Origin of the sequence: Mesoflavibacter sp. (assembly GCF_964226795.1) — a bacterium.
GTDB classification, from domain to species: Bacteria; Bacteroidota; Bacteroidia; order Flavobacteriales; family Flavobacteriaceae; genus Mesoflavibacter; species Mesoflavibacter zeaxanthinifaciens.
In genome coordinates, this window is the sequence record NZ_CAXQQP010000007.1 from 1 (window position 1) to 13,962 (window position 13,962).

Sequence of the window (13,962 nt, forward strand, 5' to 3'; positions counted from 1 at the left end):
ATGGTAGTGGCATCCTTTTTTTGCTTCCATATAAGGCAAAAAAAGATATAACGAACAGCCTGTTAAAACGCCCAAATCTTTACAATAAAAAAAGCCTCACTAATTAATTAGCAAGGCTTTGGGTTATTTTATTAAATCACCATTTTTATCGTAAAAATGATATTCTAAATATGTGTAAGCATCTCTAGGTTGTATTTTTACCCATTTTTTGTGTTCAAAAAACCATTTTGAACGTACAGATGGAAAACCTTTTGTTAAAAAGGCTGCTATAAAAGGATGTGTGTTTAAGGTCACCTTTTTATAGTCTTTTTTAAATAGTTGTTCTAAGTCATGAGTTATTTTTTGTACCAATACTATTGGTGCTTCGACCTCTTCTCCATTATCACCATTAGGGTTAACTTCTCTGGTTTTAATGTTCATTTCTGGTCGTACTCTTTGACGTGTTATTTGAATCAATCCAAACTTACTAGGAGGTAATATTTTATGTTTGGCTCTATCATCTTTCATTTCTTCACGTAAGTGATTGTAAAGTTTTTTTCTGTTTTCGGCAGAGTTTAAATCTATAAAGTCTACTACAATAATACCGCCCATATCGCGTAATCTTAACTGTCGTGCTACTTCTGTTGCAGAGATAAGATTTACTTCTAGCGCAGTATCTTCTTGTGAGTTTGATTTGTTAGATCTATTACCGCTGTTAACGTCTATTACATGAAGTGCTTCAGTATGTTCTATAACAAGGTAGGCACCTTTAGCCATAGATACTGTTTTTCCAAAAGAAGTTTTTATTTGTCGTTCTATCCCAAATTTCTCAAAAATGGGAACTTTAGATTGATAGAGTTTGACAATTGATTCTTTATTTGGTGCAATTTCTTGCAAATAATCTTTTATTTGAAAATAAAGCTCTTCATCATCTACATGTATACCTGTAAAAGTGTCGTTAAATATGTCTCTTAAAATTGAAGAGGCTTTATTTAATTCTCCTAATACTTTGGTAGGATGATGGGCTTTGTGTAGCTTTTTACACATTGTTGTCCAACGACTTAACAAATGCTGTAAATCTTTGTCTAGTTCGGCTACTTTTTTGCCTTCAGCTACTGTTCGTACAATAACGCCAAAACCTGGTGGAGTTATACTTTTTACCAATCGTTTTAAACGGTCTTTTTCTTCTCTATTTTCTATTTTTTGAGAAATAGATATACGATCAGAAAAAGGGACTAAAACAATATATCTACCGGCAATAGAAAGCTCTGAGCTTATTCTTGGACCTTTTGTAGATATTGGTTCTTTTACGATTTGTACTAAAATAGACTGATTTGATTTTAAGACGTTGTTTATTTTACCGTCTTTATCAATGTCTTTTTCAAATGGGTAATCTTTTAAAGAAAAGTCTTTTAATTTACCTGTGCTTACACGTTTTGTGAATTTTAAAAGTGAAGAAATTTTTGGTCCTAAATCATGATAATGCAAAAAGGCATCTTTTTCATATCCTACATTAACAAATGCAGCATTAAGACCTGGTACAGCTTTTCTTATTTTGGCGATAAACACATCGCCAACAGCAAACTTATTACCATCTTCATCTTTATGTAATTCAATTAGTTTTCCATCTTTTAATAAGGCAAAATCAACAGCTTCTGGACTAGACCTAATAATTAATTCTTTATCCATTTAGGTTAATTTTTATCCATACGATTAAGTATAGATGGATTATACAATTTTCACAGGATTTTTAATCCGGCTGAGTTTATTTTTACGCAAGGTTATAACGTAATTTTTTAAACTCTATTTTCAAAGAACGAAATTTTAAAAAACCAAAAAAGTAGTTAAAAAACTACTTTTTGGAATTATTTTTTCTTTTTGTGACGGTTAGCGCGTCTACGTTTTTTACGCTTATGCGTAGCAACCTTGTGTCTTTTACGTTTCTTACCACTTGGCATAGGTTAATGTTTTTAAATTAATAATTCGTTTAAATTTTTACTTTACGTCAACATTTGTCTTAACGCCTTCTACAAATACTTTTGCTGGCTTAAATGCTGGAATATTGTGAGCTGGAATCTTTATTGTTGTGTTTTTAGAAATATTTCTTCCAGTTTTTTCAGCTCTAGTTTTGATGATGAAGCTACCGAATCCTCTTAAGTACACGTTATCTCCACTCTCTAAAGATGTTTTTACTTCTTCCATAAAAGTTTCAACAGTCGCTTGAACATCTCCTTTTTCAATTCCTAATTTCTCAGAAATTTTTGCTACTAAATCAGCCTTAGTCATTTTCTTTTATTATTTGGGTTATTATATTTTTTTTAAGGGTTGGCAAATATAGGCATTTAATATTCAATATTTCAAACCTAATTCATTAAATTTTAATGCTATAAACTTTACTTTTGCATTTCTTGTAGTTTTTAGCCCTATGAATTTTTCAACAAAGTTAATTAATTGGTATACAGTAAACAAACGCGATTTACCTTGGCGTAGTACGAATAACCCTTACTATATCTGGCTTTCTGAAATTATCTTACAGCAAACGCAAGTTGTTCAAGGTACACCTTATTACCATGCTTTTACAAGTCAATTTCCGACAGTTTATGATCTTGCAAAAGCTAATGAAGAAGACGTTTTAAAATTATGGCAAGGATTGGGTTATTACTCACGCGCACGAAATTTACATTGGTCTGCAAAATATATAGTAAACGAGCTTGATGGTGTTTTTCCTGATACATATAAAGATATTTTAAAGCTAAAAGGTGTTGGAGATTATACTGCTAGCGCAATTGCTTCTATTTGCTTTAATGAAGTAACTGCAGTGGTAGATGGTAATGTTTATAGAGCTTTATCAAGAATTTTTGGAATCGAAACACCAATAAACTCTACGTCAGGACAAAAAGAGTTTAAAGCGTTAGCACAACAATTAATAGATAAGAAGGAACCTGCTATTTTTAATCAAGCTATAATGGAGTTTGGCGCAAGACAATGTAAACCTAAAAATCCAGATTGTAGTGTTTGTCCTTTTAAAACAAGTTGCTTAGCATTAAAAGAAAAAAAAATTGATGTATTACCTGTTAAGCTTAAAAAAACTAAGGTTACTAAAAAGTACTTTAATTTTATAGTTATTATTTCTAAAAACGAAAAAACTATTTTAGAACAACGTATTGGAAGCGGGATTTGGCAAAACTTATATCAATTTCCTTTAATTGAAACTGAAAAACCTTCAACTTATAATAATATAAAGTCTAAGATTGAAAATTTAGATGTTTTAGCAGATATGAATTTTGATGTTCATTTATATAATGATACAGATATAATACATAAACTATCGCATCAACATTTGTACACAAAATTTTGGATAGTTAGTATAGATAAAAGTATTGAAAATGGTATTGATATTTCTAATATAGAAGACTTTCCTGTACCTATTCTAATAGGTAACTTTATTGATAAATTTAATTTTTAAAATTTATAATTCATTCACTTCAAAAAAAATTATTAATTTTAATAACATACAGACGCAATTCTGTAATTTTGCGTCCTTAATATTAAATAATTATGTCAGGAACACTAAATAAAGTAATGCTGATTGGGCATTTAGGAGACGAAGTAAAAATGCACTATTTTGAAGGTGGTGGCTGTGTAGGACGTTTTCCTTTAGCAACTAACGAAACTTATACCAATAAGCAAACTAACGAGCGTATTAGTAATACAGAATGGCATAATATAGTTGTACGTAATAAAGGTGCAGAAATCTGCGAAAAATACTTGTCAAAAGGAGATAAAATATATGTTGAAGGTAGAATAAAAACTAGAAAATGGCAAGATGATTCTGGTAACGACCGTTATAGTACCGAAATACAAGTGACAGATTTTACGTTTTTAAGTAATAAAAACGAATCTGAAGCTATGCAAGGTAATGCACAAGCAAAACCGATGCAACAACAAGCACCAAAACCTGAAACACCAAATACACAAACAGTAGAAGACGATAATGACGATCTTCCTTTTTAAGTAATATTATATGGATCCTGAACCCTCGTGTTTTATCTTACTTTTAGCTAGTACTAATATAAATATAGTACTAGGATTTGTACTTTTAATAGTTCTTTTAATTGGTTCTGCATTAATTTCTGGAGCAGAAGTTGCTTTATTTTCTCTGTCAAGAACAGACTTAGAAGACGAAGAATTAGCTGCAAAAAACCAAATAAAAATAATTACCAAGCTTTTAGAACGACCAAAAAAACTACTGGCAACCATATTGGTGGCAAATAATTTTATAAATATTGGTATAGTAATTCTGTTTGCTTTTTTAAGTGAGTTTATGTTTAAAAGTATTACATCTACTTTAATAAAATTTATAGTTGATGTAGTAGTTGTTACCTTTCTAATATTACTTTTTGGAGAAATTTTGCCAAAAATATATGCTAGCCGTAACAATTTAAAATTTGCCACTTTTATGGCATATCCTTTACGTGTTTTAGATGTTGTTTTTTCTCCGTTAAGCCTACCAATGCGTGCTATAACGCTAACAATACATAGCCGATTAGGAAAACAAAAATCAAACCTTAGTGTAGATCAATTATCTCAAGCATTAGAGCTAACAAGCGAGCATGATACAACCAAAGAAGAGCAAAAAATACTACAAGGGATTGTAAGTTTTGGTAATACAGATACCAAACAAGTGATGCAGCCACGTATTGATGTGTTTGCATTAAGTATAGATCAAACTTATGCTGAAATTGTAGAAGAAATTGTAGCCAACGGTTACTCCAGAATACCAGTTTACCAAGATAATATGGATAACATAAAAGGTATTTTGTACGTAAAAGACTTGTTGCCTTATTTAAATGAAAAAGAATTTGATTGGACATCGCTTTTACGTGATCCATTTTTTGTGCCAGAAAACAAAAAATTGGATGATTTAATGTCAGAGTTTCAAGAGAAAAAAGTACACCTTGCAGTTGTAGTTGATGAGTATGGAGGAACTTCAGGTTTAGTGTCTTTAGAAGATATTATAGAAGAAATTGTTGGTGATATAAGTGACGAGTTTGATGATGAAGACCTAATCTTTTCTAAATTAGATGACAAAAATTATGTCTTTGAAGGCAAAACAGCATTAAAAGATTTTTATAAAATTATAAAACTTGAAGACGATACCGTTTTTGAAGACAATAAAGGTGAAGCCGAAACTTTAGCTGGGTTTATTTTAGAAAACTCTGGAGGTTTTCCTAAGCGAAATAGTAAAATAAAATTTGAAAATTACGTTTTTACTATAGAGTCTTTAGATAAAAAACGAATTAAGCGTGTTAAGGTAACTTTACCCTAACCAAAATGTAGAATTGATGATACAAAAACTAACATATTTACTTTTAGGTTTACTCTTATTAACCAGTTGCGCAGAAGATCCTGTACCAAAACCAAAAGGATATTTAAGGTTAGAGTATCCTGAAGCTACTTATAAAAGTTATAATAAACAATTACCGTTTTCTTTTGAAAGAAATAAGCTTAGTGATACCGTTAAAATTAAAACCATTCCTAATGATCCTAGTAGTTTTGGATTAAACTTAGAGTATGAAAAATTAAAAGGAACAATTTATCTTACTTATAAAACCATACACGACGAAGATGAATTAACTAAGTTTTTAAAAGACGCACAAAACTTTACACAAGAACACACACGCAAAGCTGATGAAATTGTAGAGCAAGTTTATGATAATAAAGAACGAAAGGTTTACGGAATGTTTTACGAAGTTGGTGGTAATGCAGCAAGCCAATCACAATTTTATGTCACAGATAGTACAAAACACTTTTTAACAGGTTCTTTATATTTTTACGCAAAACCCAATTACGATTCTATCTTACCTGCTGCTAACTATCTGCAAAAAGATATTAAACACATTATGGAAACTTTAGAGTGGAAATAATTTATTTTTTAGAACTATAAATTTTCTCAAAAGCATCATATACTGCAATATGTAAAGCATCTCCGTGAGTTTTGTTTTCTAAAAAGTTAAAAAACAACCTTGTGTTTTGTTTTTTATTAGAGTTTAGTTTTTCGTAAAGTTGTTTGGCTGTACGTTCCATAACTTGCCCTTCTTTACCAACTGCTATGTAAATAGCTTTATTATTGTTATAATTAATAGGTTTGAAGTTTAATAAATTTTCATCATCCCACCACAAACTAGGACTAACAATAATATAATTGTCAAAAAGATCTGGTTTTTTAAATAATATTTCTGTTGCTAATAAGCCGCCTAAAGATTGACCAATAATTGTTTTTTCTTTACTAGTTTTAAATTTAGAGTTAATGTAAGGCTGAAGTTCTGATTCTATAAAACTTATAAATTTTTCAGATTTTCCAGATGAAGGAAATTCTTTTTGATCAAGTTCATTTTTAGATGGGTAAGTAAAATCTCTTTTTCTGTCTACATTAGCAATTCCTACAACAATAGACTCTGGCAACATATTAATCCAAGAAAACGAACCAAATTGTACAATTCCTGAAATATGTATAAAATCTTCGTCTTTAGAACCGTCTAATAAATAGATTACAGGATAGGTCTTTAAACTGTCTAGATTATAAGATGCAGGTAAATAGATATTTAATTCTCTGTTTTCGTTTAATATTTTAGACTTAATTTTTACTGTTTTACCAATTGTAAAAGTTGTATCGCTAATGGTTTGAGGTAATGTTTGAGCTTTTATAAAATAAGCACACAAAATTGTAATGAATAAGAGAATTTTATTTTTCATCTTTAATAAATTTTATCCAAAATATGAATATTTAATGATTTTAAAGCATAAAAAAGCCTCGAATAATCGAGGCTTTTTTTAAATATTGATTAATGGCTAGGTTCCCAAATAAGTCTTAGAAAAGAACTAAATCTTTCATTTTCTCTACTAACAGGTATACCTGCAATAATTCCTATTAGTAAGTTGTCTGCAACGCTTACACGCATTTGAGGTCTAATAGTCATATCAAAATCTTTATGATCTAAAGTCTTATTAAACTCGACACCAATAAAATTTCTAGTATCACTAATCATATAGTGGAAACTTGTGTTTATATCATAAGTAGTATGAAATTTATTGGTTATAAAGTTTTGTTCAATCATTGGTCCAGTATAAATTAAGGAATGAAAATTACTGCCTAATCTTTTCGCTACAACTAAAAACGGATTGTATACATTGCCTTTTATAAGAGGTTTACCGAAGTCTCTAAAACTAGATAGTTCAAACTCGTTGATATATCCAATAGCCATAGATGTTGCTGCTACTTCATTAACGTAAAACGACCATTGTGCTGCTACTTTTATACTATTTAATTGGTTGGAAGGGATATCTGCTTTTTCTGTTCCATTAACTGGAGAATAGAAGGTAAAAGGTAATTCTACTTCTAAACCTAATCGATCTGCAGGAGCCCATTCGTATTCAATTAAAGCTTCATAACTATCAAATTGTAAATTGTCTGTTAGACCTAATCCTAAGTTCCATTCTTTTTCGCCTTTTCTTGCACCGAGATCCCTTATGAGGTCAATATATAATGGTTCTGCATGTAGTACTTTTGCAGGTTTTTTATCATTTTCTACTTCTTTAATATATAAACTGTCTTTTTTTATATTTTTTATTTGAGCATTAGCATGCTTGCTCAATACTAATACAAGTATTAGTATTAATATTTTTTTGATATTCATTTTTGATTTGTTTTATAGATTATAAATCATCCAGTATCTATTTTAAACTGGATTTTAAAAGTCTAGGAGAACAAATCTAATTTAGGAGGAGGAGAATCAATTTCTTTAAAACCAGAAGTAAGTTGGTCTTTGGACCTTATAAATAATTGTTTTTTATTTTTAAGGTATTTTATAATACTTTCTGTTTTGTTAGATTGATAAACTAAAAAATCTATTTTTACGTTTTTCTTTTTGTTATGATCTTCGGAATCATGATCATCATATTCTTCAATAGCATTTTCAAAACCTAAAACTTTTTCAATAATTATCTCAACTATACTTTCTTGATCATTATATGACAAGTCTTCTGGTATATAGTCTGGATATGGGTCTGCAGTGTCTACGCTTATATTTAGTAGGTAGATGCCCATTAACCCAAAAAGGACTTTGGTAAAAATACTATTTCTTAATTGACCAAGCATGTGTCCAAAAGTAGTTTTTTAAAACGTGTAAATTATATAGTTTGTGTTTAATTTAACTTTAATTATTAGGTTTTTGTGTATTAAAAAAGCCTCGACTAATCGAGGCTTTTAATTATGAATCTTTAAATGTCTTAGGCTTTTTTAGCTTTTTCTGCACAAGTTTTTTTGCATGCTTCTTTACAAGCCATTTTTTCTGCATCTGTTTTGTTTGCACATTTTTCTTTACATGTTGCAGAACATTCTTTTTTGTCTTTAGTAAAATTTTCTACAGTTTTCATGTCTTTTACACTGTATTGATCTGCAACACTTGTAACTGTGTTTTCTAAACTTTCTGGTGTTACTTTAGCGTCATCATATTCTACCATTGCTAATTTTTTGTCAAAATCTACTGTTGCAGATTTTACACCTTCCATTTTAGCCATTTTCTTCTCGATAGTTTTTGCGCAACCCATTGCACAAGTCATTCCTTCGATAGTGAATTCTGCTTTAGCATAATTAGCGTTTGGATCTAATTTAGCTACTTCATTATTAGTTGTAATTTCAGAGTTTGGAGAAGTTACTACTTCTGGCTTAGCTTCATTTTTACAACTAAACGCAAAAAGAGTGATAATAGCTAAGGCTAATATATTTTTAAATAATTTCATTTTATATAGTATTTAATTATTACTGAATAGATTACAAAACTAAGAAATATTGTTAATTATTGTATTTATTATTCCATTTTTGTAGTGTAAAAATTGACTATGCAAAATAATGATTATTTAAAATGGGTTTACCTATTGGTGTTGTCTTTAATTTGGGGTACATCTTTTATCCTGATAAAAAAGGCATTGATAGGATTAAATGCTTATCAATTAGGAGCTTTACGCACGATTATTACCGGTGTGTTTTTGTTTATTGTTGGTTATAATAAATTGAAGCTTATCAAAAAAGAAGACTGGAAATGGATAGCGCTTTCCGGTTTTGTAGGTTCATTTTTTCCTGCGTTTTTCTTTGCTATAGCAGAAACTGAAATTGATAGCGCTGTGGCTTCTATTTTAAATAGTTTAGTGCCTTTAAATACGGTTTTGTTAGGAGCTGCTGTTTTTAAAATAGCGACAAATACTAGGCAAGTTATTGGGATTATAATTGGTTTTGTAGGAACTTCTATTTTGATCCTTGAAGGAGCTGATCTAAATCCAAATCAAAATTATTGGTATGCAGGTTTTGTTATTGCATCTACAATTATGTATGCAATTAATGTAAATGTTATAAAAACTTATTTGCAACATGTTAAACCATTAAGTATTGCAGCAGGTAATTATGTTATAATTTTTATTCCTGCATTATTGGTGTTGATTTTGACTGACTTTTTTAATGTTGAAAACTTAGACCAATCAGAATTTGTAAGTTCTATTGGTTTTGTAGTTGTTTTATCTTTTTTTGGTACCGCTTTAGCTAAGGTTTTATTTAATAAGTTAGTGCAGATGTCAACACCTGTGTTTGCATCTTCTGTAACTTATATAATGCCAATTGTAGCATTAATTTGGGGACTATTAGATAATGAAACCTTTAGTTGGACACAAGGTTTGGGAAGTTTGATAATATTATTTGGTGTGTTTTTAGCAAATAGAAAGCAAAAAAAAATCCGAAGTAATTAAACTTCGGATTTTTAATAAATATCATAAACAATTAATTATTCAAAGTCTGCTTCTGTAACACCTTCGTTAACTTTAATTGCTTTAAAATTCATAGATATAGTTTGAGGTCCAGAAACAATTGTTTGACCATACGGTAACTGTACTCCGTTAACAGGAGAATAGTTGTTGTATGATACAACTGTTTTAATTTCTTGACCTTGTGCTTCGGTAGTGCTTTCTACTTGAGTTAATAAGTTAGTAGACGTATTGTAATAACGGAAGATTTCATTATCTCCATTCACTACTTTTACTTTGTAGTTATCCTCTCCGTTAATTGAAACAATACTTTCTAAGCTTACATTGCTCATGTCCAAATCAGTTTCTGGGAATAATGCTGGGCTAGCTTTTTTCTCTGCAATTTGATCTTCTGTCATATCTCTTTTCATTCCTTGTTGCTCCATATATCCAGTTGTTCCATTCCACTTTTGCTTCATTAAAGTACCCATACCTTCAGCGTTCATTTCTAAAGATTCTTTGTTAGGCATCATGTATTTTACTTCTGCAGTTAAAGGGATTGGCACACCTTCAATTTTTACATCTCCACTCATGTGTACTGTTTTTACAGACTTAATGTTCTCTAATCCACCAACAGCTGTTAAATAATTATCAACTACTGTTTTTGCAGTAACACCATCAGGTATTGGTTTAGAAAATACTGGCTTTTCTACAGGGTTTGCAAATTTGTCAAAATACTTAATAGGTAATCCTGTTTTTTCTAAGTTAGGTATTACTTCGCTTCCTTTACCAACTATAATAACTCTTGCATTTTCAGGCTTAAAATATTTATTAGCTGCATCTTTAATGTCTTGAACTGTAAGTGCATTAATTCTTGATAAATAAGTCTTGTAGTAATCTGCAGGAAGGTTGTTTAGTTTAATATTTAGAGCATTTCTTGCAATAGTTTGAGGTTGTTCTAAAGACATGATAAAGCTACCTACATACTTAGCTTTTGCATTTTTTAAAGCTTCTTCAGTAATCGTTTCGTTTTTAATACGGTTTACCTCTTTAAGCATTTCTACTACAGAGCTATCTGTAACCATATTTCTTACTTCTGCAGTAGCTTCAAATCTTGATGCACCATATTTATTTGCTCCTATACTAGAATAAGATCCATAGGTATAACCTTTATCCTCACGAAGGTTTAAGAATAAATAACCTTCACCACCACCACCAAGGATGTAGTTAGCAACTTTAGCAGCTAGGTAATCGTCATCATTCATTTTTAAGTCTACATTGTTAGTTAAAGCAATGTTAGATTGAACTGCGTTTGGCATATCAACAAAATTGATTTGCGTAGCAGGTACATTAGGATTTGGTTTAATTACATTAGTTGTAACATCTATACCTTTTTCCCAATTTTTAAAATATTTCTTTACGTTTTTTTCAACGGTTTTAAAATCTACATCTCCAACAATTACAAGGTAAGCATTGTTTGGGTTAAAGTATTTTTGGTAAAAAGCTCTAACATTATCTAACGTAATATTATTTACAGTTTCTTCTGTAATAAATTCTCCATAAGGATGTTTTTTACCGTAAGCAAGTGCAGATCCAACTCTACCAGCTACAGCAGATACGCTTTTTTCTGAGTTTTTAAGTCCTTCTAAAACTTTAGTTTTTTCTTTGTCAAACTCTTCTTGTGTAAATAATGGGTTAATTGCTGCATCTGCCATTAACTCCATAATACGCTCAGAATATTTAGATAAACCAGAAGCGTATGCGCTACTAGATCCAAAACTTAATCTTGCTCCTAAAAAGTCAATTTCATCATTAAATTCGTCTTTAGATATATTTGTAGTTCCATTGCCTAACATAGCTCCAAGCATACTAGATACTCCAGCTTTGTCTCCTTCTACAATTGGATTGTTGTCAATTGTTAAAGAGTAAGATACGCGTGGTAATTTGTGGTTTTCTACAACTAAAACTTTAAGTCCATTTTTAAGTTGAAATTCTCCTGGTACTTCTAGAGTAATGGTTGGAGCAGGACCTGGTTTAGGTTGTACAGATCTATCAATTTGAGCTGTTGCAGAAATTGATAAGAACAATACGGCTAATAAGGCTGTTATTTTTGTTTTCATTATGTTTTATATTTTAAATTGAAAAATTGCCGAAGCTAATCTTCATTTCTTATTTGTTATCTTTTTCCTCTGGTAAATACTCTAATACAAGACGCTTATTAGGTTGTAAGTATTTTTTAGCTACTTCTTGCATGTCTTCTCTAGTAATAGATCTGTAGATTTCAATTTCTGAATTGATTAAATCTGTATCACCGTAAAGCATGTAGTATCTAGCTAAAGAGTTAGCAATACCTGAGATACTAGAATTAGAATTTACAAATTGATTTTCAAATTGATTTTGAAGTTTTTGATAATCTCTTTCTGAAATTAATTCGTTTTGAACTTTAACAATCTCTTCATCAATTTCTTTAATTAGATCAGAAAGTTTTACATCTCCTAAAGGAAGACCAAAAAGGATATAAGTACCGTAGTCTTCTTGGCTGTTGTTAAAAGCACCAACTTGTAAAGCCATTTTCTTTTCGTCAACTAACTTTTTGTAAAGTACAGAAGATTTTCCGCTACTTAAGTAAGTAGATAACATATCTAAAACGTAAGCGTCTCTATCTTTCATAGATGGTGTACGATAAGCAGCTACAACAGCAGGTATTTGGATGTTAGCGTCGTAAGCTTTAGCATTTATTTGTTCTGTTATTGGGTCTTCTTTTGGGAAGTTTCTTGTGATTTCTTCACCTCTTGGAATTGGTCCAAAATAATCTTTAATCATTTTTTTAACCTGAGGTACATCTATATCACCAGCTACAACTAAAACAGCGTTGTTAGGCACATAGAATTTTTTGTTAAATGCTTGAAACTCTTCTAAAGTTGCTGCATCTAAATGTTCCATCTCACCAATTGTAGTCCAACGGTAAGGATGTTTTTTAAACATGTGTTTTTTTACGTTTTCAAAAAACTTACCATAAGGAGAGTTATCTACACGTAAACGTTTTTCTTCTTTTACAACTTCATTCTGTGTATCTACACCAATTTGATTAATTACAGGATGCATTAAACGCTCAGATTCCATCCATAAACCTAATTCTACTTGGTTAGAAGGAAAAACTTCGTAGTAGTACGTTCTATCATCTGTAGTATTAGCGTTGTTGCTACCACCATTTGATGATACTATTTTAAACCAATCTCCACGAGGAATGTTTTCTGTACCTTCAAATAAAAGATGCTCAAAAAAGTGAGCAAATCCTGTGCGTTCTGGGTTTTCGTCTTTAGCACCAACGTGATACATTACAGAAGTAGTAACAACAGGTGCAGAATTGTCTTGATGTAAAATAACGTGCATGCCGTTATCTAAATCATACTCTTCATACTTAACTTCTTGAGCATTAGCGGTAAAACCAGCCAACACTAAAGCTGCTAATGAGAATAAACTTTTTTTCATGTTTAAGATATTTAATTGTCTATTTTTTGGTATTAGTATCAAATCTTAAAGATTTGTTACACTTTTTAACAAAAATAACAATAGAAATGGCTTAACATCCTTTAAATCAGAAAAATTAACATCAAATTATAAAAAAACAGTTTTTTTTTCACGAAATTAAATGGACTATTTAACCAATAAAATAAAAAACTATGAAAAATATCTCATTACCTATTAAATATGGGTTTGCCATAAGTGCAGCCCTTATTGCTTATTTTTTAATTTTAGCATTATTTAATTTACACACAAATCCTTTTTTTAGTTTGTTTAATGGCTTTATAACGGGATTTGGTATTTACGAAGTTATTAAGCATCAAAAACTAAAACAAGATGAAGACTTTACTTACTCTAATGGATTTACATCAGGCTTAGTAGCAGGATTCTTAGCTGCTATTGTTTTTACAATATTTTTTACGTTATATGCTACCGAAATTAATCCTGATTTTTTAAGTCAACTACTTACTGTATTTAAACAAGATTACAACGTGCACATAGGATTAGTGGCTTTTGTAGTTGCAATTATGGGATTTGCTACAACAGTAGTCTTAACCTTAACTTGCATGCAAATGCTAAAAAAGAGCAGAAATATGCTTCAAAATGCCTAAAACGTTTGTAGATTAATTAATTAGAAGTATATTTGCATCCGCTTTCTGAGAAAAC

The 13,962-nt window shown here is 30.3% G+C and carries 14 protein-coding genes; 6 read left to right on the top strand and 8 right to left on the bottom strand.

Annotation, left to right across the window (positions count from 1 at the left end):
- Window positions 1–123 precede the first annotated feature (123 nt).
- Window positions 124–1,668 (bottom strand): ribonuclease E/G, encoded by a 1,545-nt coding sequence (locus tag ACEQT4_RS05200; protein WP_027880826.1) that lies wholly within the window; start codon window positions 1,666–1,668, stop codon window positions 124–126.
- A 306-nt stretch (window positions 1,669–1,974) separates the two neighbouring features.
- The gene (locus ACEQT4_RS05205; protein WP_019386001.1) at window positions 1,975–2,265 is read right to left on the bottom strand and encodes an HU family DNA-binding protein; all 291 of its coding nucleotides are present in this window, start codon (window positions 2,263–2,265) and stop codon (window positions 1,975–1,977) included.
- Between the two features lie 139 nt (window positions 2,266–2,404).
- Here ACEQT4_RS05205 and mutY point away from each other — a divergent pair, with 139 nt between their 5' ends.
- The 4 genes from mutY to gldD all read left to right on the top strand — a co-directional run bounded on the left by mutY (window position 2,405) and on the right by gldD (window position 5,906).
- The gene (gene mutY, locus ACEQT4_RS05210; RefSeq protein ID WP_370226390.1) at window positions 2,405–3,445 is read left to right on the top strand and encodes an A/G-specific adenine glycosylase; all 1,041 of its coding nucleotides are present in this window, start codon (window positions 2,405–2,407) and stop codon (window positions 3,443–3,445) included.
- A gap of 92 nt (window positions 3,446–3,537) precedes the next feature.
- Window positions 3,538–3,993, top strand: a complete 456-nt coding sequence (locus tag ACEQT4_RS05215) for a single-stranded DNA-binding protein (RefSeq protein WP_106679689.1) — start codon at window positions 3,538–3,540, stop codon at window positions 3,991–3,993.
- A gap of 10 nt (window positions 3,994–4,003) precedes the next feature.
- Complete coding sequence (locus tag ACEQT4_RS05220; protein ID WP_370226391.1) at window positions 4,004–5,308, top strand: gliding motility-associated protein GldE; 1,305 nt, start codon at window positions 4,004–4,006, stop codon at window positions 5,306–5,308.
- Window positions 5,309–5,324: 16 nt separating this feature from the next.
- Window positions 5,325–5,906, top strand: coding sequence for a gliding motility lipoprotein GldD (gldD, locus tag ACEQT4_RS05225; RefSeq protein WP_370226392.1), 582 nt, complete (start codon window positions 5,325–5,327; stop codon window positions 5,904–5,906).
- 1 nt (window position 5,907) lies between these two features.
- Here gldD and ACEQT4_RS05230 read toward each other — a convergent pair whose 3' ends face one another.
- From ACEQT4_RS05230 to ACEQT4_RS05245, 4 genes are all read right to left on the bottom strand, one after another.
- On the bottom strand, window positions 5,908–6,735 hold the full coding sequence (locus ACEQT4_RS05230; protein ID WP_370226394.1) for an alpha/beta hydrolase: 828 nt from the start codon (window positions 6,733–6,735) through the stop codon (window positions 5,908–5,910).
- Window positions 6,736–6,824: 89 nt separating this feature from the next.
- Complete coding sequence (locus tag ACEQT4_RS05235; protein WP_370226395.1) at window positions 6,825–7,676, bottom strand: HAEPLYID family protein; 852 nt, start codon at window positions 7,674–7,676, stop codon at window positions 6,825–6,827.
- 62 nt (window positions 7,677–7,738) lie between these two features.
- Window positions 7,739–8,137 (bottom strand): hypothetical protein, encoded by a 399-nt coding sequence (locus ACEQT4_RS05240; protein ID WP_370226396.1) that lies wholly within the window; start codon window positions 8,135–8,137, stop codon window positions 7,739–7,741.
- A 131-nt stretch (window positions 8,138–8,268) separates the two neighbouring features.
- Complete coding sequence (locus ACEQT4_RS05245; protein ID WP_370226397.1) at window positions 8,269–8,781, bottom strand: heavy-metal-associated domain-containing protein; 513 nt, start codon at window positions 8,779–8,781, stop codon at window positions 8,269–8,271.
- 99 nt (window positions 8,782–8,880) lie between these two features.
- On the opposite strand from ACEQT4_RS05245, the gene ACEQT4_RS05250 reads away from it, so the two are divergent.
- On the top strand, window positions 8,881–9,777 hold the full coding sequence (locus ACEQT4_RS05250) for a DMT family transporter (RefSeq protein ID WP_370226398.1): 897 nt from the start codon (window positions 8,881–8,883) through the stop codon (window positions 9,775–9,777).
- 35 nt (window positions 9,778–9,812) lie between these two features.
- On the opposite strand, the gene ACEQT4_RS05255 is transcribed toward ACEQT4_RS05250, so the two are convergent.
- Window positions 9,813–11,891 carry a M16 family metallopeptidase gene (locus tag ACEQT4_RS05255; RefSeq protein ID WP_370226399.1) on the bottom strand — a complete coding sequence of 693 codons (2,079 nt, stop codon included), beginning with the start codon at window positions 11,889–11,891 and terminating at the stop codon, window positions 9,813–9,815.
- A gap of 49 nt (window positions 11,892–11,940) precedes the next feature.
- Window positions 11,941–13,263, bottom strand: a complete 1,323-nt coding sequence (locus ACEQT4_RS05260; protein WP_027880835.1) for a pitrilysin family protein — start codon at window positions 13,261–13,263, stop codon at window positions 11,941–11,943.
- Between the two features lie 191 nt (window positions 13,264–13,454).
- Here ACEQT4_RS05260 and ACEQT4_RS05265 point away from each other — a divergent pair, with 191 nt between their 5' ends.
- Window positions 13,455–13,907 carry a DUF4199 domain-containing protein gene (locus ACEQT4_RS05265; protein WP_027880836.1) on the top strand — a complete coding sequence of 151 codons (453 nt, stop codon included), beginning with the start codon at window positions 13,455–13,457 and terminating at the stop codon, window positions 13,905–13,907.
- The last annotated feature ends 55 nt before the right edge of the window (window positions 13,908–13,962 follow it).

Excerpts from the sequence above, each read along its gene's own strand:
- ACEQT4_RS05200 (WP_027880826.1), bottom strand. The coding sequence starts at position 1,668 with ATGGATAAAGAATTAATTATTAGGTCTAGTCCAGAAGCTGTTGATTTT.
- ACEQT4_RS05205 (WP_019386001.1), bottom strand. The coding sequence starts at position 2,265 with ATGACTAAGGCTGATTTAGTAGCAAAAATTTCTGAGAAATTAGGAATT.
- mutY (WP_370226390.1), top strand. The coding sequence starts at position 2,405 with ATGAATTTTTCAACAAAGTTAATTAATTGGTATACAGTAAACAAACGC.
- ACEQT4_RS05215 (WP_106679689.1), top strand. The coding sequence starts at position 3,538 with ATGTCAGGAACACTAAATAAAGTAATGCTGATTGGGCATTTAGGAGAC.
- ACEQT4_RS05220 (WP_370226391.1), top strand. The coding sequence starts at position 4,004 with ATGGATCCTGAACCCTCGTGTTTTATCTTACTTTTAGCTAGTACTAAT.
- gldD (WP_370226392.1), top strand. The coding sequence starts at position 5,325 with ATGATACAAAAACTAACATATTTACTTTTAGGTTTACTCTTATTAACC.
- ACEQT4_RS05230 (WP_370226394.1), bottom strand. The coding sequence starts at position 6,735 with ATGAAAAATAAAATTCTCTTATTCATTACAATTTTGTGTGCTTATTTT.
- ACEQT4_RS05235 (WP_370226395.1), bottom strand. The coding sequence starts at position 7,676 with ATGAATATCAAAAAAATATTAATACTAATACTTGTATTAGTATTGAGC.
- ACEQT4_RS05240 (WP_370226396.1), bottom strand. The coding sequence starts at position 8,137 with ATGCTTGGTCAATTAAGAAATAGTATTTTTACCAAAGTCCTTTTTGGG.
- ACEQT4_RS05245 (WP_370226397.1), bottom strand. The coding sequence starts at position 8,781 with ATGAAATTATTTAAAAATATATTAGCCTTAGCTATTATCACTCTTTTT.
- ACEQT4_RS05250 (WP_370226398.1), top strand. The coding sequence starts at position 8,881 with ATGCAAAATAATGATTATTTAAAATGGGTTTACCTATTGGTGTTGTCT.
- ACEQT4_RS05255 (WP_370226399.1), bottom strand. The coding sequence starts at position 11,891 with ATGAAAACAAAAATAACAGCCTTATTAGCCGTATTGTTCTTATCAATT.
- ACEQT4_RS05260 (WP_027880835.1), bottom strand. The coding sequence starts at position 13,263 with ATGAAAAAAAGTTTATTCTCATTAGCAGCTTTAGTGTTGGCTGGTTTT.
- ACEQT4_RS05265 (WP_027880836.1), top strand. The coding sequence starts at position 13,455 with ATGAAAAATATCTCATTACCTATTAAATATGGGTTTGCCATAAGTGCA.